Here is a 17,429-nt window from a genome sequence, read left to right as displayed (position 1 = left end):
GGATCCCCGCCACGCGGGGCTCTGCCCCGATCCCAACTGGAACACCCATGGCAACGACGATCGAAAACTACTTCCAGCCCGGCTGGCGCGACCAGCAGCACACCTGCCCGGCCTGCGAATGGAAGGGCAGCTCGCGCGCCATGGAAATGGAACTGGACGAGGACGCCACCGAGTACGACTGCCCGGTCTGCGAAAACCCGCTGCTGGTGGTGCTGCACCCGGACATGGCGCAGGTGCAGGCCGCCGCTGCCGAAGGCAATGCCGAAGCACGGGAGCAGTTGGAGATCATCGCCAGCTTTCCTCGGCCGGAGTGACGCGGTGCATGATGCTGCGTTGACCCGCCGCGCACTACGATGCAGGTGACCCTACTGCCTCGGGAAGTCCCATGGTCCGTTCGATGTCGCGCTGGCTGCCGCTGCTGGCCGTACTGATGATGTCCGGTTGTGCCTCGTTGCCGGACAGTGCGCGCGGGCATTTCGAGGGCCGCGCGGTGAAGGTGGATGGCGAGACCGCCTACTACCAGGTCTTCATTCCTGCCGGCGTCCGGGCCTCCGCCCCGGGCAGCGCAGCCACGCAGGGCGGACCCCCGGTCATCCTGTTCCTGCATGGCTCGGGCGAGCGCGGCGCCGATGGCGTCAAGCAGACCTACTCGGGACTGGGCCCCTATCTGCGCGAGCATCCCGACTTCCCGGCCCTGGTGGTGTTTCCACAGGCACCGCGCCATTCCGAATGGAGCGGGCGCAACAACCGCATGGCCCTGGCCGCACTGGACGCGATCGTCGCCGAGTTCGGCGCCGACCCGGCACGGCAGTACCTGACCGGCATGTCGATGGGCGGTTACGGCAGCTGGAACATCGGCCTGGACGACCCGCATCGTTTTGCCGCGATCGTGCCGGTATGCGGTGCCGTGTTCGCACCGCGCGCGAAGCGACCGACCCTGTTCGTCGAGCAGGTCGCACAGGAGTCAGATCCGTATGCGGTGATCGCCCAACGCCTGCGGCAGACGCCGATCTGGATCTTCCACGGCGCACTCGATGATGTGGTGCCGCCGGACGACGACCGCCGGCTGCACAGCGCCTTCCAGAGCGCCACCGCGCGCGACGTGCGCTATACCGAGTACCCGGAAGGCAACCACAATGCCTGGGACGCCACCTACGCCGACCCGGCGATGTGGGCCTGGCTGTTCGCGCAGAAGCGATGAACCGCAGCTTCTGGTAGCTGCCAACCTTGGTTGGCATTGACTGCTCTGGTAGTTGCCAACCTTGGTTGGCATTGACTGCTTTGGTAGTTGCCAACCTTGGTTGGCACTGGCCTACCTGAAACCAAGCCTTTCCCCGATGTTCACTGAAAGCAGGCCCGCCCATGCTTGCTCCATGCAGAACACCCGTCTCCTGCTCGGCCGTCACTCCAGCATCGGCCTCAGCTATATCCTCACCACCGTCGTCCATGACCGCGCGCCGCTCTTCACCAACGCCGCAGCGGCCGCCTTGGCAGTCCGCGAATTCCAGCGACTGGATCAGGAAGGCTTCACCCGCTCGATTGCCTACGTGGTCATGCCCGACCACATCCACTGGCTAGTCGAACTACGTGCGGGAACGCTGGAAACCGTCATGGAGCGTTTCAAGTCGCGCACAGCCCAGCAGGCAAACCGATTGCTGGGGCGAGTCGGGCGCTTCTGGCAGGCCTGCTATCACGATCATGCGATCCGCTCTGACGAATCGTTGCACCGGCATGCGATGTACCTGATGGGAAATCCGATCAGGGCCGGGCTGACGACGCGGCTTGGGCAATATCCCCATGCATGGTGCGAATGGGAGCTTGGGGCGTCATGTGATCTGCCCGATGACATTAGCACCGGTGGATAGTGCCAACCAAGGTTGGCATCTACCAAAACAGTGCGCGCACGAACCGGGCGGTGAGTGTGTCAACCAAGGTTGACACCTACCCTACCAGGGCAGGTCAGCCCAGCAGGGTTTCCAGCACGGCCATGCGCACGGCGACGCCGTTGGCGACCTGCCGCAGTACCCACGACTGCGGGCCGTCGGCCACGTCGTCGGTGACTTCCACGCCGCGGTTGATCGGGCCCGGGTGCAGCACCGCCGCATCCTTGCCAGCGCGGGCGAGGCGTTCGTTGGTCAGGCCGTACTGGGCGTGGTACTGCTCCAGCGACGGCACCAGGCCTTCTTCCATGCGCTCGCGCTGCAGGCGCAGCATCATCAGCGCGTCGACGCCTTCCAGCATCGCGTCGAAGTCATCGCCGACCACGCAGCCCTTCAGGGTCTCGTCGTCCGGCAGCAGCGACTGCGGGCCGCACACGCGGATCTCGCCCACGCCCAGCGTACGCAGCGCGTGCAGGTCGGTGCGGGCCACGCGCGAGTGCTTCACGTCGCCGACGATCACCACCTTCAGCTTCGAGAAATCCGGGCCCTTGGCCTGGCGCAGGGTCAGCATGTCCAGCAGGCCCTGGGTCGGGTGCGAACTGCGGCCGTCACCGGCATTGATCAGCGCGGTGCCCTCGCCCGCGGCGTCGGCCAGTGCGGCCACGGCGCCGTCATCGGGGTGGCGTACCACGAAGCCGCGCACGCCCATTGCTTCCAGGTTGCGCAGGGTGTCGCAGGCGGTTTCGCCCTTGCGCGTGGACGAGGTCGAGGCATCGAAGTTCAGCACGTCGGCGCCCAGGCGCTGCGCGGCCAACTGGAACGAGCTGCGGGTGCGCGTGGACGGTTCGAAGAACAGCGTGCACACCGCCGAACCGGCCAGCACGTGGCGCTTGTTGCCAACGCGGCCGACCGCGGCATCGCGGATCTGTCCCGCCCGGTCAAGCAGCTGCAGCAGGGTCTCGCGCGGCAGGCCCTCCAGGGTCAACAGGTGGCGCAGGCGTCCGGAGGCATCGATTTGCTGGGCAGTCATGGCGGGATTCGGCAGTCAGGGAATGGGGGTGGCGTCGTCCGGCGACGACAGCCAGCGGTCGATGATCACCGCCGCGGCCACGGCATCGAGGGCGGCCGCATCACGGCGGCGCTTGCGCCCTTCGGCGCGCTCGACAGCGAAGCGGCGGGCGGCCTCGACCGAGCTGGAACGCTCGTCGATCATCACCACTGGCAGCTTGAAACGTTCCCGCAGCTGGCGGGCAAAGCCCTGCGCGCGCTTGCGGTTGGGCTGGTCCTGGCCGTCCAGGGTCAGCGGGTCGCCCACCACCAGGCCGTCGGGCTTCCATTCCTTGAGCAGGCGTTCGATCGCGGTCCAGTCCGGGCCGTTGCCGTGCACATCGACCACGGCCACCGCGCGCGCATGCGCGGCGAAGGCACTGCCGATGGCCACGCCGATCCGGCGCGAGCCGACATCGAAACCCAGGACCGTGCCGTCACGGCGGATGGCCGGGGCAGCAGGGTCCGGCGCGGGCGTGACGGGCTCAGACATGGCCGCTGTAGTCGGTCAGCCGGAACAGGTCGACGCCGATGCGCGAGGCCGCACCCTGCCAGCGCTGCTCCAGCGGCAGCTGGAACACCAGTTCGGCATCGGCCGGCACGGTCAGCCAGCTGTTCTCGGACAGCTCGCTTTCCAGCTGCCCTGCGCCCCAACCGGCACAGCCGAGGGTGACCACGGCATTGGCCGGACCTTCGCCGCGCGCCATCGCTTCAAGAATGTCGCGCGAAGTGGTCAGGTACAGGCCGTCGCCCACGGTCAGGCTGGAATCCCACGCCCGCGCGTCGTCATGGATGACGAAGCCGCGCTCGGGATGCACCGGGCCACCGTTGAGCACCATGCGCGCCTGCAGGTCGCCATCACCGGTGGTGATGTCCATCTGCGCGAGCACTTCTCCCAGCGTGTATTCGGACGGCTGGTTGACCAGCACGCCCATCGCCCCGTTCTCGTCGTGCTGGCAGATCAGCGCGACGCTGCGGGCGAAGGTCGCGTCGAGCAGCGACGGCAGCGCGACGAGCAGGTGATCGGCAAGGGAGGTCGGCGTTACAGGCATGGGCCCATTCTACCTGCTGGGCGCGGGATGGTCGCGCGATGGCGCCGAACGGCGATGGGCTAGGATGGCGCTTTGCCATGGAAGGTCATCGATGCAGTCTTCATCGCCCCTGACCCTGCCGGCACGCAGCGCCATCGTCCTGATCGCCCTGCTGCAGGGTCTGATGCTGTATGCCGCGCAGGAACTGTCCGATGCGTGGCCGTTCCGCGATATCGGCTGGCGCTACTGCTGGTACGCCTGGGTGCTGGCCATTCCCAGCGCGGTGGCGCTGAGCCTGGTCGAGCTGGGCCAGCGCCGGCTGTGGCTGCAGGCCGCGCTCGGCTCGGCGGTGGTGCTGGCGCTGGCCGCCTGGATCGGCTGGAACCTCACTGGCGAGACCGCACTGGAATCGGGCGCGCTGCAGTTCCCACTGACCCTGGGCATGGCCCTGGCGGTGTTCGTAGCGCTGCCCTGGTGGCAGTTCCAGCTGCACCACGGGCACTGGCGCGCCAGCTACCCCGAGCTGTTCGAGCGCGCCTGGCAGAACGGCCTGACCCTGGCGCTGGCAACGCTGTTCACCGGGTTGACCTGGCTGCTGCTGTGGCTGTGGGCGGCGCTGTTCCAGCTGCTGGACGTGAACGTCTTCCGCGATCTGTTCCGCCAGGATGCATTCATCGCGCTGGCCACCGGCAGCCTGGCCGGCTTCGGCGTGCTGATCGGGCGCACCCAGCACCGCGCGATCCAGATCACCCGCCAGGTGCTGTTCGCGATCTGCCGCGGGCTGCTGCCGCTGCTCTCTTTCATCGCCGTATTGTTCGTGCTGAGCCTGCCGCTTACCGGGCTGGAGCCGCTGTGGAAAACCCGTTCGGCCGCCAGCCTGCTGGTGGTGGTGTCACTGCTGCTGGTGACGTTCACCAATGCGGTCTACCAGCAGGGGGATGACAGTGCACCCTACCCTCTCGTGCTGCGCAGGCTGGTCGAGGCCAGCCTGCTGACGCTGCCGGTGTACGCCGCGCTGGCGCTGTATGCACTGGGCCTGCGCGTGACGCAGTACGGCTGGACCATCGACCGGTTCTGGGCGGTACTCGTCGCGTTGGCCGTGGCCGGCTATGCCGTGGGCTACGCGCTGGCGGTGCTGCGCCGGCAGCGCCGCTGGTTGCAGATGCTGGAGCCGGTCAACCGCTGGATGTGCTGGGCGGTACTGGCACTGGCATTGCTGGGCAACTCGCCGCTGCTGGACCCGGTGCGGCTGACCCTGTCCAGCCAGCTGGCGCGGCTGCGCGCGGACCCGCCGGCGATCACCAGCAGCGACGTCAACGTGCTGCGCTTCGATCTTGGACGCCGTGGCGTGCAGGCGCTGCGCGAGCTGCAGCGTGATCCAGCCATCACCGCCGATGCCAATGCGCCGCAGGTGATCGCTGCAGCGTTGGCACGTACCTCACGCTGGGACGACGGCCATCGCCTCGACAAGGGGCCGCAGGACGTCACCGCCCTGCAGCGCGCGCTGAAGCTGGCCAAGGGATCCAGCTCGCCGCCGGACGATTGGTGGCAGGCACTGGCCACGCGCGCGATCAATGGCGAATCCTGCGCCCAGAGCGAGCGCGACTGCCTGATCGTGCATCGCGACCTGGACGGCGATGGCACCGGCGAAGTGCTGCTGTGCGAGCTGTACACCCACCGTGGGCCGGACTGCGTGCTGTACGCACGTGGCAGTGATACCCACTGGCGCCGGGCCGGTTCGCTGTTCGGCACCGCGAGCGGGCAGGCCGAAGCGATCAACCAGGCACTGCGTGATGGCGAGCTCACTCTCGAACCGCCACGCTGGCCGATGCTGTCCATCGGCGGGCGCCCTGCGCTGGCCATCGATCCCGAACCCGAATCCAACGAGTCTTTCCCATGAGCGGTTACTGCCTCATCGCCCCGGGCCATCCGGTGCACGACTACTACCACGCCAACGAGTACGGCTTCCCGCAGCGGGACGAGCGCGAACTGTTCGAGCGGCTGGTGCTGGAAATCAACCAGGCCGGCCTGAGCTGGGAAACGATCCTGAAGAAGCGCGAGGGCTTCCGCACGGCCTATGACGGCTTCGATGTGGACCGGGTGGCAGCGTATGCCGAGCAGGACATCGAGCGGCTGCTTTCGGACGCCGGCATCATCCGCAACCGGCTGAAGGTGCTGGCGGCGATCCACAACGCACAGGTGATCCAGCAGCTGCGGGCCAGCCACGGCAGCTTCGCGGCGTGGCTGGACGCGCACCATCCGCGCAGCAAGGCCGACTGGGTGAAGCTGTTCAGGAAGACGTTCCGCTTCACCGGCGGCGAGATCACCGGCGAATTCCTGATGAGCCTGGGCTACCTGCCCGGTGCGCACGCCGAGGACTGCCCGGTGCATGCGCGGCTGCTGAAGCTGTCGCCGCCGTGGCTGCAGGCCTCCCGGTAGTGCCGGCCGCTGGCCGGCAGCCTCGGAATGCTGCAGGTGTTGCCGGCCAGCGGCCGGCACTACCGTCGAATCGTCACACGCCCATGTAACGGCCCGGGCGGTGGTTGAACATCAGCACCAGGCTGAGCACCACCGCGCCGATCGCCGAGTACAGCACCTTCGACGGCGACAACACGAAGAACGCGGCCACCATCAGGCAGGCGTCGTAGGACATCTGCACCTTGCCCGCGCTCCAGCCGCGGGTGCGCTGCAGGTACACCGCCAGGATGCCGATGCCGCCAAGGCTGGCGCGGTGGCGGATGAAGAACAGGATGCCCAGGCCGGACAACGCACCGCCCACGATCGCCGAATACAGCGGGTGGATGTGCGAGAAGTCGATCCAGCGCGGCAGCAGGTCGGTCAGCACGCCACAGGCGGTGACCGCGGCGAAGGTCTTCAGGGTGAATTCCCAGCCCATGCGCCGCAGCGCCACCCAGTAGAACGGCAGGTTGACCAGCACGAACACCACGCCGAAGTTCCAGTCCAGCGCGTAATGCAGCAGGAAGGCCATGCCGGCCATGCCGCCGATCATCAGCCCGCTCTTGGCGAAGATCGCCAGGCCCAGCGAGGCCACCATCGTGGCCAGCACCATGCCCTGCACATCCTCGGCGATCGAGTGGCGCAGCGCTTTTTCGTCGGCGGTGGTACCAGCGCTGTCCGGCGGCGGGGTCAGCGGACCAGCGGTGACCAGGTGGCCGTCAGCGTCGTCGCACGGCGCGGGGCCATGGGAGGGAAGGGACATACGGGTGGGGAACAGCAGGTGGGGAGCGCTATTAGACACGATCCGCATGACAGTTGCAGATGAAATCGTTCAGCTGAATGCGCCCCGCCCTGCTTGCCCCCTTGCCGATCAGCCCTTGCCGGCCAGATGGTGCGCCACCAGCGCGTTGGCGTGGCCATGGCCCAGGCCGTGCTCACTCTTCAGGAAGCTGACCAGTTCCATGTGCTTCAGGCCCCTCTTCCCGGCCAGCAGCCCGAACCAGTGCGCAACCGGCTGCCCGTAGGTCTTCTCGATGGAGGGGAAGTACGAGGCCGGGCCCTTGGGCTTGGTGTCAGTGCTCATGTGCAGCTCCCGTTGAAGTCATTCATTCGACGAACCACAGACGCAGAAATCGACATACCCACACGTCCGACCCAGTGCCGACCAACGGTCGACACCCACCAAAGCAGAATGCCGTTCCAACAGCTCGCGGGAAACTGTCGAAGGTGGGGTGGGTCCGGTTGAGGGGGCGTGAGCCGCATGGATGCGGCGACCGAGCCTACATGGACGTATCTACGGCGTTCCCCTCAACCGGCCCCACCCCGCCATCCCACGGGATGCACGCATTTGACGTTGACGTTGCCTTGGCTTGAAGCAGGTGCCGGGCGCAGCCCGGCCGTATCATCCCGTCATGCCCCGCGAAAATCTCAACGACCTGCAGGCCTTCGTCCACGTTGCCCGCGAGGGCAGCTTCACCAAGGCCGCCGCCCAGCTGGGCGTCTCCCAGTCCGCGCTCAGCCATGCCATGCGCGGCCTGGAACAGCGCCTGGGTGTGCGCCTGCTGACCCGCACCACCCGCAGCGTCTCCACCACCGAAGCCGGCGCCCGCCTGCTCGACACCCTGGGCCCACGCCTGGCCGAGATCGAGGATGGGCTGGCCGCACTGGCCGAGTACCGGGAACGCCCTGCCGGCACCATCCGCATCAATGCTACCGGCCATGCCGCCGAGTACATCGCCTGGCCGAGGCTGGCGCCGCTGCTTCAGCAGTATCCGGACCTGAAGGTGGAACTGGCGGCCGACTACGGGCTGGCCGACATCGTGGCCGAACGCTACGACATCGGCATCCGCCTCGGCGAGCGGCTGGCCCGTGACATGATCGCGGTGCCGATCAGCCCGCCGCTGCGCATGCGCGTGGTCGGCGCACCCAGCTACTTCCGCCAGCATGTGGTGCCACGGCATCCGGACGAACTGGCCGACCACAACTGCGTGACCCTGCGCCTGCCCACGCATGGCGGGCTGATGCCGTGGGATTTCGGCCAGGACGGCAACGAACTCAGTGTGCGCGTGTCCGGCCAGTGGACCTTCAACACCATGGGCATGACCCGCGCCGCTGCGCTGGCCGGCAGCGGACTGGCCTGGCTGCCGGAAGACCAGGTGCAGCCGATGCTGGACGAGGGCCGCCTGCAGTCGGTGCTGGACGACTGGTGCCCGCACTTCGATGGCTACTACGCGTACTACCCGTCGCGCCGCCACGTCACCGTGGCGATGCGCACGGTGCTTGATGCGCTGCGTGGGCCGATGGCGTGAGGGTTGAGGAGTGCGGACCAACGGTCCGCACCCACCAGCGATCCGCACCCGCCTGATGGTCAGCCCTTGGCCTGGGCCGCACGCTGGGCGTTGTAGCGCTCACCAACAATCGATACTTCGTCCAGCGCCTGCGCGATGCGCTGCAGTTCCTCCGGCGCCAGCTGCAGGTCGATCGCGCCCAGGTTTTCTTCCAGGCGGTGGACCTTGGTGGTGCCCGGGATCGGCACGATCCACGGCGCCTGCGCCAGCAGCCAGGCCAATGCCACCTGCGCCGGGGTCGCACCCCGCGCCGCGGCGATCGTGCTGATGCGATCCACCAGCGCCTGGTTGGCACGACGCGCTTCCACTTCGAAACGCGGCACGGTGTTGCGGAAGTCGTTGGCGTCGAAGGTGGTGTCGGCGTTGATCGCACCGGTCAGGAAACCGCGGCCGAGCGGGCTGAACGGCACGAAGCCGATGCCCAGTTCCTGCAGCGTCGGCAGCAGTTCGCGTTCCGGCTCGCGCCACCACAGCGAGTACTCGCTCTGCACGGCAGCCACCGGCTGCACCGCGTGCGCGCGGCGCACGGTGGCGGCACTGGCCTCGGACAGGCCGAAGTGGCCGACCTTGCCCTCGGCGATCAGATCGCGCACGGTGCCGGCCACGTCCTCGATCGGCACGTTCGGGTCGACACGGTGCTGGTAGAACAGGTCGATGTGGTCGGTACGCAGGCGCTTGAGACTGGCTTCGGCCACCGCACGGATGTTCTCCGGGCGGCTGTCCAAACCGGTGTCGACACGCGCATCCTTGAAACCGAACTTGGTGGCGATCACCAGCGTGTCGCGGTACGGCGCCAACGCCTCGCCAAGCAGATCTTCATTGGTGTACGGGCCGTACACCTCGGCGGTGTCGAAGAAGGTCACGCCGCGTTCAACGGCGGCCTGCAGCAGGGCGATGCCCTGGCTGCGCTCGACCGGCTGGCCATAGCCATGGCTCAGGCCCATGCAGCCCAGGCCCAGGGCGGAAACCTTCAGGCCACTGCGGCCGAGTTCACGTGTCTGCATCGTCGTGCTCCAGAGGGGGAGCGCTGACGATACGCCCGCTTGGGCGATGGATTGAACCGACGGGATGGCAGTCGGTCATGACTGGAATTCATCAATCCAGTCACGACCGTTGCCGGCCGGGTCACCGGATCTCCGAGATCTCCACGCCATCCAGCCCCTGCGACAGGGTGCGGGCGTCGCCGCCCTGGCTGAGCTTGATGCGCAGGCGTACCTCGTTCTGCGAATCGGCGTAGCGCAGCGCGTCCTCGTAGCTGATCTCGCCGGCCTGGTACAGCTCGAACAGGCTCTGGTCGAAGGTCTTCATGCCCAGCTGGACCGAGTCCTTCATCACTTCCTTCAGCTTGTGGATCTCGCCGTCGCGGATGTAGTCCTGCACCAGCGGCGTGCCGAGCAGGATCTCCATGGCAACCTTGCGCGAACGGCCATCGGGAGACGGCACCAGCTGCTGCGCGACCACGCCCTTGAGGTTCAGCGACAGGTCCATCAGCAGCTGGTTGCGGCGGTCTTCCGGGAAGAAGTTGACGATGCGGTCCATCGCCTGGTTGGCGTTGTTGGCATGCAGGGTGCACAGCACCAGGTGGCCGGTCTCGGCGAAGGCGATGGCGTGGTCCATGCCTTCGCGGGTACGCACCTCGCCGATCATGATCACGTCCGGCGCCTGGCGCAGGGTGTTCTTCAACGCGGCTTCCCAGCTGTCGGTATCGATGCCGACTTCACGCTGGGTGATGATGCAGCCTTCGTGCTTGTGCACGAACTCGATCGGGTCTTCGATGGTGATGATGTGGCCGGTCGAATTCTGGTTACGGTAGCCGATCATCGCCGCCAGCGAGGTCGATTTACCGGTGCCGGTGGCACCGACGAACAGGATGATGCCGCGCTTGGTCATCGCCAGCGTCTTGATGATCGGCGGCAGGCTCAACTCTTCCACGGTCGGAATGCGCGTCTCGATGCGACGCAGCACCATGCCGACCTGGTTGCGCTGGTAGAAGCAGCTGACACGGAAGCGGCCGACACCGGACAGGCCGATGGCGAAGTTGCATTCATGGGTCTTCTCGAACTCCTCGCGCTGCGCCGGGGTCATCACGTTGAGGACCAGGTCGCGGCTTTGCTGCGGCGTCAGCGGGGTCTGCGTGATCGGCGAGATCTTGCCGTTGACCTTCATCGCCGGCGGCATACCCGCGGTGATGAACAGGTCCGAGGCGCGCTGGTGCGCCATCAGCTTGAGGAACGAAGTGAAATCGATGGTGGTCGCGGTGGTGTTCACGGCGGGCTCCCAATGGGGCATGTACCAGGAAACGGTCGGTGGAGGAAACGGCGCGGGAACGGCGGCGCACTGGCGCACGCCGCCCCGCTGCTGCCCCGCCTTACTCGAACAGGCGCTTGTCCTTGGCGTACTCGCGGGCCTGGTTGCGGGTGATCAGGCTGCGCTTGACCAGGTCCTGCAGGTGCTGGTCCAGGGTCATCATGCCGTACTGCTGGCCGGTCTGGATGGCCGAGTACATCTGCGCCACCTTGTCCTCGCGAATTAGGTTGCGGATGGCCGGGGTGCCGACCATGATTTCCCACGCTGCGGTACGACCGCCGCCAACCTTCTTCAGCAGCGCCTGCGAGATCACCGCACGCAGCGATTCGGACAGCATCGAGCGCACCATCGGCTTTTCGCCGGCCGGGAATACGTCGATGATGCGGTCGATGGTCTTGGCCGCCGAACTGGTGTGCAGGGTGCCGAACACCAGATGGCCGGTCTCCGCGGCGGTCAGCGCCAGGCGGATGGTTTCCAGATCGCGAAGTTCGCCGACCAGGATGATGTCCGGGTCCTCACGCAGTGCCGAGCGCAGCGCTTCATTGAAGCCATGCGTGTCACGGTGCACTTCGCGCTGGTTGATCAGGCACTTCTGCGAGGTGTGCACGAATTCGATCGGATCCTCGACGGTGAGGATATGGCCGTACTCGTTCTTGTTGATGTAGTCGATCATCGCCGCCAGCGTGGTCGACTTGCCCGAGCCGGTCGGGCCGGTCACCAGGATCAGGCCCTGCGGCTGCTGGATCACCTCGCGGAACAGCGGCGGGCAGGCCAGGTCCTCGAGGGTGAGCACCTCGGACGGAATGGTACGGAACACCGCACCGGCACCGCGGTTCTGGTTGAACGCGTTCACTCGGAAGCGCGCCAGCGATGGAATCTCGAAGGAGAAGTCCACTTCGAGGAATTCCTCGTAATCGCGGCGCTGCTTGTCGGACATGATGTCGTACACCAGCGCATGGACCTGCTTGTGGTCCAGGGCTGGGATGTTGATCCGGCGAACGTCGCCGTCCACGCGGATCATCGGCGGCAGGCCTGCGGACAGGTGCAGGTCGGACGCTTTGTTCTTTACGGAAAACGCCAACAGTTCGGCGATATCCATGAGCGGCTACTCCCCAATAACGGCTTCGACTGGAAGGATCTTTCCCCGGGCGGCAGTATAGCCTCCTGATTCAATGGAACGCGTTACGTGGCCACTCCCCTGCCCCAGATCCTGAGCAACCTGCATGCCGCCGCCGAGGCCGCGGGCAGGCCCGATCCACGCCTGCTGGCGGTGTCCAAGACCCAGCCTGCCGAGGCTGTGGCCGCGCTGGCCGCACAGGGCCAGCACGCCTTCGGCGAGAACTACGTGCAGGAAGCGCTCGCCAAGATGCAGGCGCTGCAGCACCTGGCGCTGGAATGGCACCTGATCGGCCACCTGCAGTCGAACAAGGCCGATGCCGTGGCCAGCCATTTCGACTGGGTGCAGAGCGTGGACCGCCCCAAGCTGGTGACCGCGCTGGCACGCCATCGCCCTGCCGGGCGCGGCCCGCTGAACGTGCTGATCCAGGTCAACATCGACGACGAATCCAGCAAGCATGGCTGTGCACCGGAAGAAGTGGATGCACTGGCCGCCGCGATTGCCGCCGAACCCACCCTGCGCCTGCGCGGACTGATGGCGATTCCCGCGCCATGGCCCGAGGCCGAGCGCCGTCGGGATGCATTCGTGCGCATGCGCACACTTTTCCAGTCGCTGGCTGCCCAGCACGCGCAGGTCGACACGCTGTCGATGGGCATGAGCAGCGACTACGCCGAAGCCATCGCCGAGGGTGCCACCCTGGTGCGCATCGGCACCGCCCTGTTCGGCGCCCGCCCGCGCCCGGCCTGATTTTCCAAGGAGACTTCCATGGCAGCTGATTCCATCACCTTCATCGGCGGCGGCAACATGGCCCGCAGCCTGATCGCCGGCCTGATCCGCCAGGGCGTGCCGGCCGCGCACATCCACGTGGCCGAGCCGGTGGCCGAACTGCGCCAGGCGCTGGCCGCCGACTTCGGCGTGCAGGTGCACGACAACGCCGCCGATGCCGCCGCGCAGGGCCGCACCTGGCTGCTGGCGGTGAAGCCGCAGGTGCTGCGCGATGTCTGCCAGTCGCTGCAGGCACTGGCCCAGGCAAACCAGCCGCTGGTGGTATCGATTGCCGCGGGCATCACCAGCACGCAGCTGGAACGCTGGCTGGGCGGCAATCTGCCGGTGGTGCGTGCGATGCCCAACACCCCGGCCCTGCTTGGCGCCGGCGTGACCGGCCTGTACGCCACGCCCTCGGTGGACGCGCAGCAGCACGCGCAGGCCGAACAGGTGCTGGCCAGTGCCGGGCGCACGGTGTGGATCGACAGCGAACCGCTGATGGATTCGGTCACTGCTGTATCCGGCAGCGGACCGGCCTATGTGTTCCTGCTGGCCGAAGCGATGGAAGCAGCAGGTATCGCCCAGGGCCTGCCGGCCGACGCCGCGCGCACGCTGGTGGTGCAGACCCTGCTGGGTGCCTCGCGCATGCTGGATGAGGCAGGCGAAAGCCCGGCCGAGCTGCGCCGCCGCGTGACCTCGCCGAACGGCACCACCCAGGCCGCCATCGAGAGCTTCCAGGCCGGTGGCTTCGAGGCGCTGGTGGACACGGCGCTGCGCGCCGCGCAGGTGCGTGGACAGGAACTGTCTGCGGCGAATGATTGATCCCCTGGGGTCAGATCCCTTTGCCGAGGCAAAGGGATCTGACCCCATCTACCCGATGATCACCGCCCCAATGTGGTCATGACGAAATCAACGAAGCACTGCAACCGCGGGCGCGGCCTGCGGTCGGGCAGGTAGATCAGGTGCATCGGCCGCGGTTCGGGCAGGTAGCCGCGCAGCAGCGGCTTCAGGCGCCCGGCGGCAATTTCGGCAGCCAGCAACGCCGTCGGTTGCAACACCAGGCCGGCACCGGCCACGGCAGCTTCACGCAACGCGAAGCCATCGTTGCAGGTCAGGCGTGCGTCCCAATCCACCTGTTCGCCATTGGCCAGCTGCCAGCCGTGGCCACCACGCCAGGCCAGGTGGCTCAGGCAGTCGTGCCCTTCCAGATCATCGGGTGTGCGCGGCGTGCCGCGCCGGCGCAGGTACGCGGGCGCCGCGCACAGGCTCATCGCGTACGGCGGCAGCGGTCGCGCCACCACTTCCTGCGACGGCAGCGGCCCCACCCGGATCGCCACGTCGAAACCATCGTCGATCAGGTCCACGCGGCGGTTGCTCAGGTCCAGCTCGATGTTCAACTGCGGCTGCGCGCGCAACAGCGTGGCCAGCTGCGGAGCCAGCACACAGCTGCCCCAGGTGGTCGGCGCGCTGACCCGCAGCAGGCCGCGTGGCTGCACCTGCAGGCCGGCCACATCCGCCTCGGCCTGCTGCACCTGCTCCAGCACCTGCCGGCAACCGGCCAGGTAGGCCCCGCCGGCTTCGGTCAGGCGTTGGCGGCGAGTGTTCCGCTGCAGCAAGGCCGTGCCCAGATGCGCCTCCAGCTGCTGGATGTACTTGCCGACCATCACCGCCGACACCTGCAGCTGTTCGGCAGCCCCTGCAAAGCTCCCGCGCTCGGCCACGGCGACGAAGGCCTGCATGCAGCGCAACGTATCCATTACTAATCCAGAGTTAGGAATCAGCGAAGCATACGCTCCTTACCCAACCCCTTTGTGAGGGTGCAGACTGCGCCCATCCCCCTCCTCAAGGAACGGCCATGAAGATTCTCCTCGTCGGTGCCAGCGGCACCCTCGGCCAGGCAGTCGCCCGCCAGCTCGGCCAGCATCACCAGATCCTTGCCGCCGGTCGCCACAGTGGCGAACTGCGCGTTGACCTGACCGACGATGCCAGCGTTGCCGACCTGTTCGCACGCAGCGGACCGGTCGATGCGGTGATCTCCACCACTGGCTCGGTGCACTTCGGCCCGCTGCAGGCGATGACGCCGGCACAGTTCAACCTCGGCCTGCAGGACAAGCTGCTTGGGCAGGTGCGGTTGGCGCTGGCCGCCCAGCACCACCTCAATGCAGGCGGTTCGATCACCCTGACCAGCGGGATCATCAGCGCGCATCCGATCCGCGACGGCGTCAACGCCACCGCAGTGAATGCCGCACTGGAAGGCTTCGTGCGTGCCGCTGCGCTGGAGCTGCTGCCACGTGGCCTGCGCATCAACGTGATCAGCCCCAACGTGCTGGTCGAGTCGATGGCCGACTACGGCCCCTACTTCCCGGGCTTCGAAGCGGTGACCGCACAGCGCGCGGCACTGGGTTACCAGCGCGCGGTGGAAGGCATCCAGAGCGGCGAGACGATCACGGTCTGGTAAGAAAAAGGGGACGGAGGGGATTAAGTCGTTTGTGCACTTGCGACTTAATCCCCTCCGTCCCCTTTTTCATTCCCAGCGCATCGGGCCGTCGCCGCGTTCGCCGAGGACGTCACCGGGGTTGGCCAGGCGGCAGCGCTGCAGCGACAGGCAGCCGCAGCCGATACAGCCGGTCAGCTCATCGCGCAGCAGCTGCAGCATGTGGATGCGCTCCTCCAGCTCGGCGCGCCAGCGCGCGGACAACTTGGCCCAATCCGCCTTGGTCGGTGCGCGGCCGTCGGGCAGGCTCTCGAAGGCCCGGCCGACCGCTTCCAACGGCATGCCCACGCGCTGCGCTACGCGGATCACCGCCAGCCGGCGCAGCACGTCGCGGCTGTAGCGGCGCTGGTTGCCCGAAGTGCGCAGGCTGCTGATCAGCCCCTTGCGCTCGTAGAAGTGCAGCGCCGAAACCGCCACGCCACTGCGCTGGGAGACTTCGCCAACGCTCAGTTCCTGGGACACCATTGCTTGACCTCAACTACAGTTGAGGTGTCATGCTGCTATCTTCGCCGCCTGTTGACAAGCGCGGCCCGCATCTGACCCGTATGACCCCCACGCTCTCCCCCGCCAACGCCAGTTCATCGGCTGACACTTCGATCCTGTCCGCGCGCTACCGCGCCACCACCATCGGCATGGTCGCGCTGGTCGCGCTGCATGCCTTCGAGGCCCTCGCGGTGGCGGCCGCCATGCCGACCGTGGCCGTGGCACTGGACGGCCTGCGCCTGTACGCACTGGCCTTCGGCGGTACCCTGGCCACCAGCGTGATCGGCATGACCCTGGCCGGGCGCTGGGCCGACCAGCATGGGCCGGCACGGCCACTCTGGTACGGGTTGGCCTGCTTCGTGCTGGGCCTGCTGCTGGCTGGCTTTGCCATGCGCATGGGCATGCTGGTGGCGGGGCGCCTGCTGCAGGGCCTGGGTGCGGGTGCGATCTCGGTCTCGCTCTATGTGATGGTCGGGCGCAGCTACCCGGAGCACCTGCGGCCGAAGGTATTCGCCGCGTTCTCCGCAGGCTGGGTGGTGCCGTCAATGATCGGCCCCGCGCTGAGCGGGCTGATCGTGCAGCATCTCGGCTGGCGCTGGGTGTTCCTGGCCGTGCCGCTGCTGGCGATTCCGGCCGCGCTGCTGCTGCGCCCGGCACTCACGCGCATGCAACCCACCGATGGCGGCCTCGCCGACGATGGGCGAGGCAACGTGGTGCGCTGGGCCAGTGGTGCCTCGTTGGCGGCGCTGCTGCTCTACTTCGGCGGCCAGCAGCAGGGCCTGCCTGCACTGCTCTGCATCGGCGTGGCCATGCTGGCCCTGCTGTTCTGCGTGCATCGCCTGCTGCCGGCCGGCACATTGCTCCTGCGCCGCGGACTGCCCAGCGTGATCGCGCTGCGCGGCGTCGCGGCAGCCGCATTCTTCGCCTGCGAGGCCTATCTGCCCCTGCTGTTGCAGCGCGAACGCGGGCTCTCACCCAGCTGGGCCGGTGCCGTGCTCAGTCTTGGCGCACTGGGCTGGTTCGCCGGTTCATGGCTGCAGGGCCATCAGCAGCGTGGCTGGTCGCGCCAGCAGCTGCTGCGCATGGGCACGCCGCTGATGACGATCGGTATTGCCGCCACACTGGCCGTGCTGTTCAACGCAGTGCCGCTGCCGGTGGCCCTGGTCGGCTGGGCCATGACCGGCTTCGGCATGGGCATGATCTACGCCAGCCTGTCGGTGCTGACGCTGTCGTTGTCCGCACCGCACGAGCAGGGTGCCAACACCTCGGCACTGCAGCTGAGCGAAGCGCTGTCGGTGACCACCGCGCTGGCGGTTTCCGGTGCACTGTTCGCGCTGTTCGTGCAAAGCGCACCCCACACCGGCTACGTGCTGTGCCTGGCGATCACCTTCGGCCTGGCGCTGCTGGCCACGGTGATCGCACGGCGGGTGTAGCGCCGCCGGACTCCGGTAGTGCCGGCCGCTGGCCGGCAACCTCCGCGCACGCGGAAATCCCGTGATG

20 protein-coding genes are annotated in these 17,429 nt (G+C 67.4%); 10 read left to right on the top strand and 10 right to left on the bottom strand.

Annotation, left to right across the window (positions count from 1 at the left end; all coding sequences use genetic code 11):
* The first annotated feature begins 47 nt into the window (after nucleotides 1–47).
* The 3 genes from EZ304_RS14545 to EZ304_RS14535 all read left to right on the top strand — a co-directional run bounded on the left by EZ304_RS14545 (nucleotide 48) and on the right by EZ304_RS14535 (nucleotide 1,865).
* Entirely contained in the window at nucleotides 48–314 is a 267-nt protein-coding gene (locus EZ304_RS14545) for a hypothetical protein (protein ID WP_099553974.1), read from the top strand.
* A 71-nt stretch (nucleotides 315–385) separates the two neighbouring features.
* A complete protein-coding gene (locus tag EZ304_RS14540) occupies nucleotides 386–1,201 on the top strand; it encodes a prolyl oligopeptidase family serine peptidase (RefSeq protein WP_099553972.1) in 816 nt (271 codons plus the stop codon).
* Between the two features lie 172 nt (nucleotides 1,202–1,373).
* On the top strand, nucleotides 1,374–1,865 hold the full coding sequence (locus tag EZ304_RS14535; RefSeq protein WP_142807421.1) for an REP-associated tyrosine transposase: 492 nt from the start codon (nucleotides 1,374–1,376) through the stop codon (nucleotides 1,863–1,865).
* 94 nt (nucleotides 1,866–1,959) lie between these two features.
* On the opposite strand, the gene EZ304_RS14530 is transcribed toward EZ304_RS14535, so the two are convergent.
* Genes EZ304_RS14530 through EZ304_RS14520 form a run of 3 tightly spaced genes read right to left on the bottom strand, consistent with a single transcriptional unit; the run spans nucleotide 1,960 to nucleotide 3,979 of the window.
* Nucleotides 1,960–2,910 (bottom strand): aspartate carbamoyltransferase catalytic subunit, encoded by a 951-nt coding sequence (locus tag EZ304_RS14530; protein WP_142807420.1) that lies wholly within the window; start codon nucleotides 2,908–2,910, stop codon nucleotides 1,960–1,962.
* Between the two features lie 15 nt (nucleotides 2,911–2,925).
* Entirely contained in the window at nucleotides 2,926–3,420 is a 495-nt protein-coding gene (gene ruvX / locus EZ304_RS14525) for a Holliday junction resolvase RuvX (protein WP_099553967.1), read from the bottom strand.
* Entirely contained in the window at nucleotides 3,413–3,979 is a 567-nt protein-coding gene (locus tag EZ304_RS14520; protein WP_005408377.1) for a YqgE/AlgH family protein, read from the bottom strand. The genes ruvX and EZ304_RS14520 overlap by 8 nt, the downstream gene beginning before the upstream one ends.
* 91 nt (nucleotides 3,980–4,070) lie before the next feature.
* Here EZ304_RS14520 and EZ304_RS14515 point away from each other — a divergent pair, with 91 nt between their 5' ends.
* Both EZ304_RS14515 and EZ304_RS14510 read left to right on the top strand, forming a co-directional pair.
* Complete coding sequence (locus EZ304_RS14515) at nucleotides 4,071–5,858, top strand: DUF4153 domain-containing protein (RefSeq protein WP_142807419.1); 1,788 nt, start codon at nucleotides 4,071–4,073, stop codon at nucleotides 5,856–5,858.
* Nucleotides 5,855–6,397, top strand: coding sequence for a DNA-3-methyladenine glycosylase I (locus tag EZ304_RS14510; protein WP_142807418.1), 543 nt, complete (start codon nucleotides 5,855–5,857; stop codon nucleotides 6,395–6,397). Before EZ304_RS14515 ends, EZ304_RS14510 begins: the two co-directional genes overlap by 4 nt.
* Before the next feature lie 73 nt (nucleotides 6,398–6,470).
* Here the strand turns inward: EZ304_RS14510 and EZ304_RS14505 are convergent, their stop codons facing one another.
* Together EZ304_RS14505 and EZ304_RS14500 are read right to left on the bottom strand one after the other, a co-directional pair.
* Nucleotides 6,471–7,178, bottom strand: a complete 708-nt coding sequence (locus tag EZ304_RS14505; RefSeq protein ID WP_099553961.1) for a YitT family protein — start codon at nucleotides 7,176–7,178, stop codon at nucleotides 6,471–6,473.
* 108 nt (nucleotides 7,179–7,286) lie between these two features.
* Nucleotides 7,287–7,499: a DUF4287 domain-containing protein gene (locus EZ304_RS14500; protein WP_142807417.1), complete on the bottom strand. Its 213-nt coding sequence runs from the start codon at nucleotides 7,497–7,499 to the stop codon at nucleotides 7,287–7,289.
* Between the two features lie 328 nt (nucleotides 7,500–7,827).
* On the opposite strand from EZ304_RS14500, the gene EZ304_RS14490 reads away from it, so the two are divergent.
* The gene (locus EZ304_RS14490) at nucleotides 7,828–8,724 is read left to right on the top strand and encodes a LysR family transcriptional regulator (protein WP_142807416.1); all 897 of its coding nucleotides are present in this window, start codon (nucleotides 7,828–7,830) and stop codon (nucleotides 8,722–8,724) included.
* A gap of 59 nt (nucleotides 8,725–8,783) precedes the next feature.
* Here the strand turns inward: EZ304_RS14490 and EZ304_RS14485 are convergent, their stop codons facing one another.
* From EZ304_RS14485 to EZ304_RS14475, 3 genes are all read right to left on the bottom strand, one after another.
* Nucleotides 8,784–9,767, bottom strand: a complete 984-nt coding sequence (locus tag EZ304_RS14485; RefSeq protein ID WP_142807415.1) for an aldo/keto reductase — start codon at nucleotides 9,765–9,767, stop codon at nucleotides 8,784–8,786.
* 121 nt (nucleotides 9,768–9,888) lie between these two features.
* On the bottom strand, nucleotides 9,889–11,052 hold the full coding sequence (locus EZ304_RS14480; RefSeq protein WP_049400675.1) for a PilT/PilU family type 4a pilus ATPase: 1,164 nt from the start codon (nucleotides 11,050–11,052) through the stop codon (nucleotides 9,889–9,891).
* Nucleotides 11,053–11,131: 79 nt separating this feature from the next.
* Nucleotides 11,132–12,169, bottom strand: coding sequence for a type IV pilus twitching motility protein PilT (locus EZ304_RS14475; RefSeq protein WP_004147099.1), 1,038 nt, complete (start codon nucleotides 12,167–12,169; stop codon nucleotides 11,132–11,134).
* An 87-nt stretch (nucleotides 12,170–12,256) separates the two neighbouring features.
* On the opposite strand from EZ304_RS14475, the gene EZ304_RS14470 reads away from it, so the two are divergent.
* Together EZ304_RS14470 and proC are read left to right on the top strand one after the other, a co-directional pair.
* Nucleotides 12,257–12,934 (top strand): YggS family pyridoxal phosphate-dependent enzyme, encoded by a 678-nt coding sequence (locus EZ304_RS14470; RefSeq protein ID WP_142807414.1) that lies wholly within the window; start codon nucleotides 12,257–12,259, stop codon nucleotides 12,932–12,934.
* An 18-nt stretch (nucleotides 12,935–12,952) separates the two neighbouring features.
* The gene (proC, locus tag EZ304_RS14465) at nucleotides 12,953–13,774 is read left to right on the top strand and encodes a pyrroline-5-carboxylate reductase (RefSeq protein WP_142807413.1); all 822 of its coding nucleotides are present in this window, start codon (nucleotides 12,953–12,955) and stop codon (nucleotides 13,772–13,774) included.
* A gap of 59 nt (nucleotides 13,775–13,833) precedes the next feature.
* On the opposite strand, the gene EZ304_RS14460 is transcribed toward proC, so the two are convergent.
* Nucleotides 13,834–14,709 carry a LysR family transcriptional regulator gene (locus tag EZ304_RS14460; protein ID WP_142807412.1) on the bottom strand — a complete coding sequence of 292 codons (876 nt, stop codon included), beginning with the start codon at nucleotides 14,707–14,709 and terminating at the stop codon, nucleotides 13,834–13,836.
* Nucleotides 14,710–14,807: 98 nt separating this feature from the next.
* On the opposite strand from EZ304_RS14460, the gene EZ304_RS14455 reads away from it, so the two are divergent.
* Nucleotides 14,808–15,410: a short chain dehydrogenase gene (locus EZ304_RS14455; RefSeq protein ID WP_142807411.1), complete on the top strand. Its 603-nt coding sequence runs from the start codon at nucleotides 14,808–14,810 to the stop codon at nucleotides 15,408–15,410.
* 66 nt (nucleotides 15,411–15,476) lie between these two features.
* Here the strand turns inward: EZ304_RS14455 and soxR are convergent, their stop codons facing one another.
* The gene (gene soxR / locus EZ304_RS14450; protein WP_099553943.1) at nucleotides 15,477–15,911 is read right to left on the bottom strand and encodes a redox-sensitive transcriptional activator SoxR; all 435 of its coding nucleotides are present in this window, start codon (nucleotides 15,909–15,911) and stop codon (nucleotides 15,477–15,479) included.
* A gap of 29 nt (nucleotides 15,912–15,940) precedes the next feature.
* On the opposite strand from soxR, the gene EZ304_RS14445 reads away from it, so the two are divergent.
* Nucleotides 15,941–17,362 carry an MFS transporter gene (locus EZ304_RS14445; protein WP_142807410.1) on the top strand — a complete coding sequence of 474 codons (1,422 nt, stop codon included), beginning with the start codon at nucleotides 15,941–15,943 and terminating at the stop codon, nucleotides 17,360–17,362.
* Nucleotides 17,363–17,429 lie beyond the last annotated feature (67 nt).

Origin of the sequence: Stenotrophomonas maltophilia (assembly GCF_006974125.1) — a bacterium.
Taxonomy (GTDB): Bacteria; Pseudomonadota; Gammaproteobacteria; order Xanthomonadales; family Xanthomonadaceae; genus Stenotrophomonas; species Stenotrophomonas maltophilia_O.
Note: the sequence above shows the minus strand (reverse complement) of the source record. Positions and strands in the feature narration are given on the sequence as shown.

Coding starts and splice junctions, on each gene's coding strand:
- EZ304_RS14485 (WP_142807415.1), bottom strand. CDS start 9,767: ATGCAGACACGTGAACTCGGCCGCAGTGGCCTGAAGGTTTCCGCCCTG.
- EZ304_RS14520 (WP_005408377.1), bottom strand. CDS start 3,979: ATGCCTGTAACGCCGACCTCCCTTGCCGATCACCTGCTCGTCGCGCTG.
- EZ304_RS14490 (WP_142807416.1), top strand. CDS start 7,828: ATGCCCCGCGAAAATCTCAACGACCTGCAGGCCTTCGTCCACGTTGCC.
- EZ304_RS14545 (WP_099553974.1), top strand. CDS start 48: ATGGCAACGACGATCGAAAACTACTTCCAGCCCGGCTGGCGCGACCAG.
- EZ304_RS14515 (WP_142807419.1), top strand. CDS start 4,071: ATGCAGTCTTCATCGCCCCTGACCCTGCCGGCACGCAGCGCCATCGTC.
- EZ304_RS14475 (WP_004147099.1), bottom strand. CDS start 12,169: ATGGATATCGCCGAACTGTTGGCGTTTTCCGTAAAGAACAAAGCGTCC.
- EZ304_RS14535 (WP_142807421.1), top strand. CDS start 1,374: ATGCAGAACACCCGTCTCCTGCTCGGCCGTCACTCCAGCATCGGCCTC.
- EZ304_RS14500 (WP_142807417.1), bottom strand. CDS start 7,499: ATGAGCACTGACACCAAGCCCAAGGGCCCGGCCTCGTACTTCCCCTCC.
- EZ304_RS14540 (WP_099553972.1), top strand. CDS start 386: ATGGTCCGTTCGATGTCGCGCTGGCTGCCGCTGCTGGCCGTACTGATG.
- EZ304_RS14480 (WP_049400675.1), bottom strand. CDS start 11,052: ATGCCCCATTGGGAGCCCGCCGTGAACACCACCGCGACCACCATCGAT.
- EZ304_RS14505 (WP_099553961.1), bottom strand. CDS start 7,178: ATGTCCCTTCCCTCCCATGGCCCCGCGCCGTGCGACGACGCTGACGGC.
- proC (WP_142807413.1), top strand. CDS start 12,953: ATGGCAGCTGATTCCATCACCTTCATCGGCGGCGGCAACATGGCCCGC.
- EZ304_RS14445 (WP_142807410.1), top strand. CDS start 15,941: ATGCTGCTATCTTCGCCGCCTGTTGACAAGCGCGGCCCGCATCTGACC.
- ruvX (WP_099553967.1), bottom strand. CDS start 3,420: ATGTCTGAGCCCGTCACGCCCGCGCCGGACCCTGCTGCCCCGGCCATC.
- EZ304_RS14455 (WP_142807411.1), top strand. CDS start 14,808: ATGAAGATTCTCCTCGTCGGTGCCAGCGGCACCCTCGGCCAGGCAGTC.
- EZ304_RS14460 (WP_142807412.1), bottom strand. CDS start 14,709: ATGGATACGTTGCGCTGCATGCAGGCCTTCGTCGCCGTGGCCGAGCGC.
- EZ304_RS14510 (WP_142807418.1), top strand. CDS start 5,855: ATGAGCGGTTACTGCCTCATCGCCCCGGGCCATCCGGTGCACGACTAC.
- EZ304_RS14530 (WP_142807420.1), bottom strand. CDS start 2,910: ATGACTGCCCAGCAAATCGATGCCTCCGGACGCCTGCGCCACCTGTTG.
- soxR (WP_099553943.1), bottom strand. CDS start 15,911: ATGGTGTCCCAGGAACTGAGCGTTGGCGAAGTCTCCCAGCGCAGTGGC.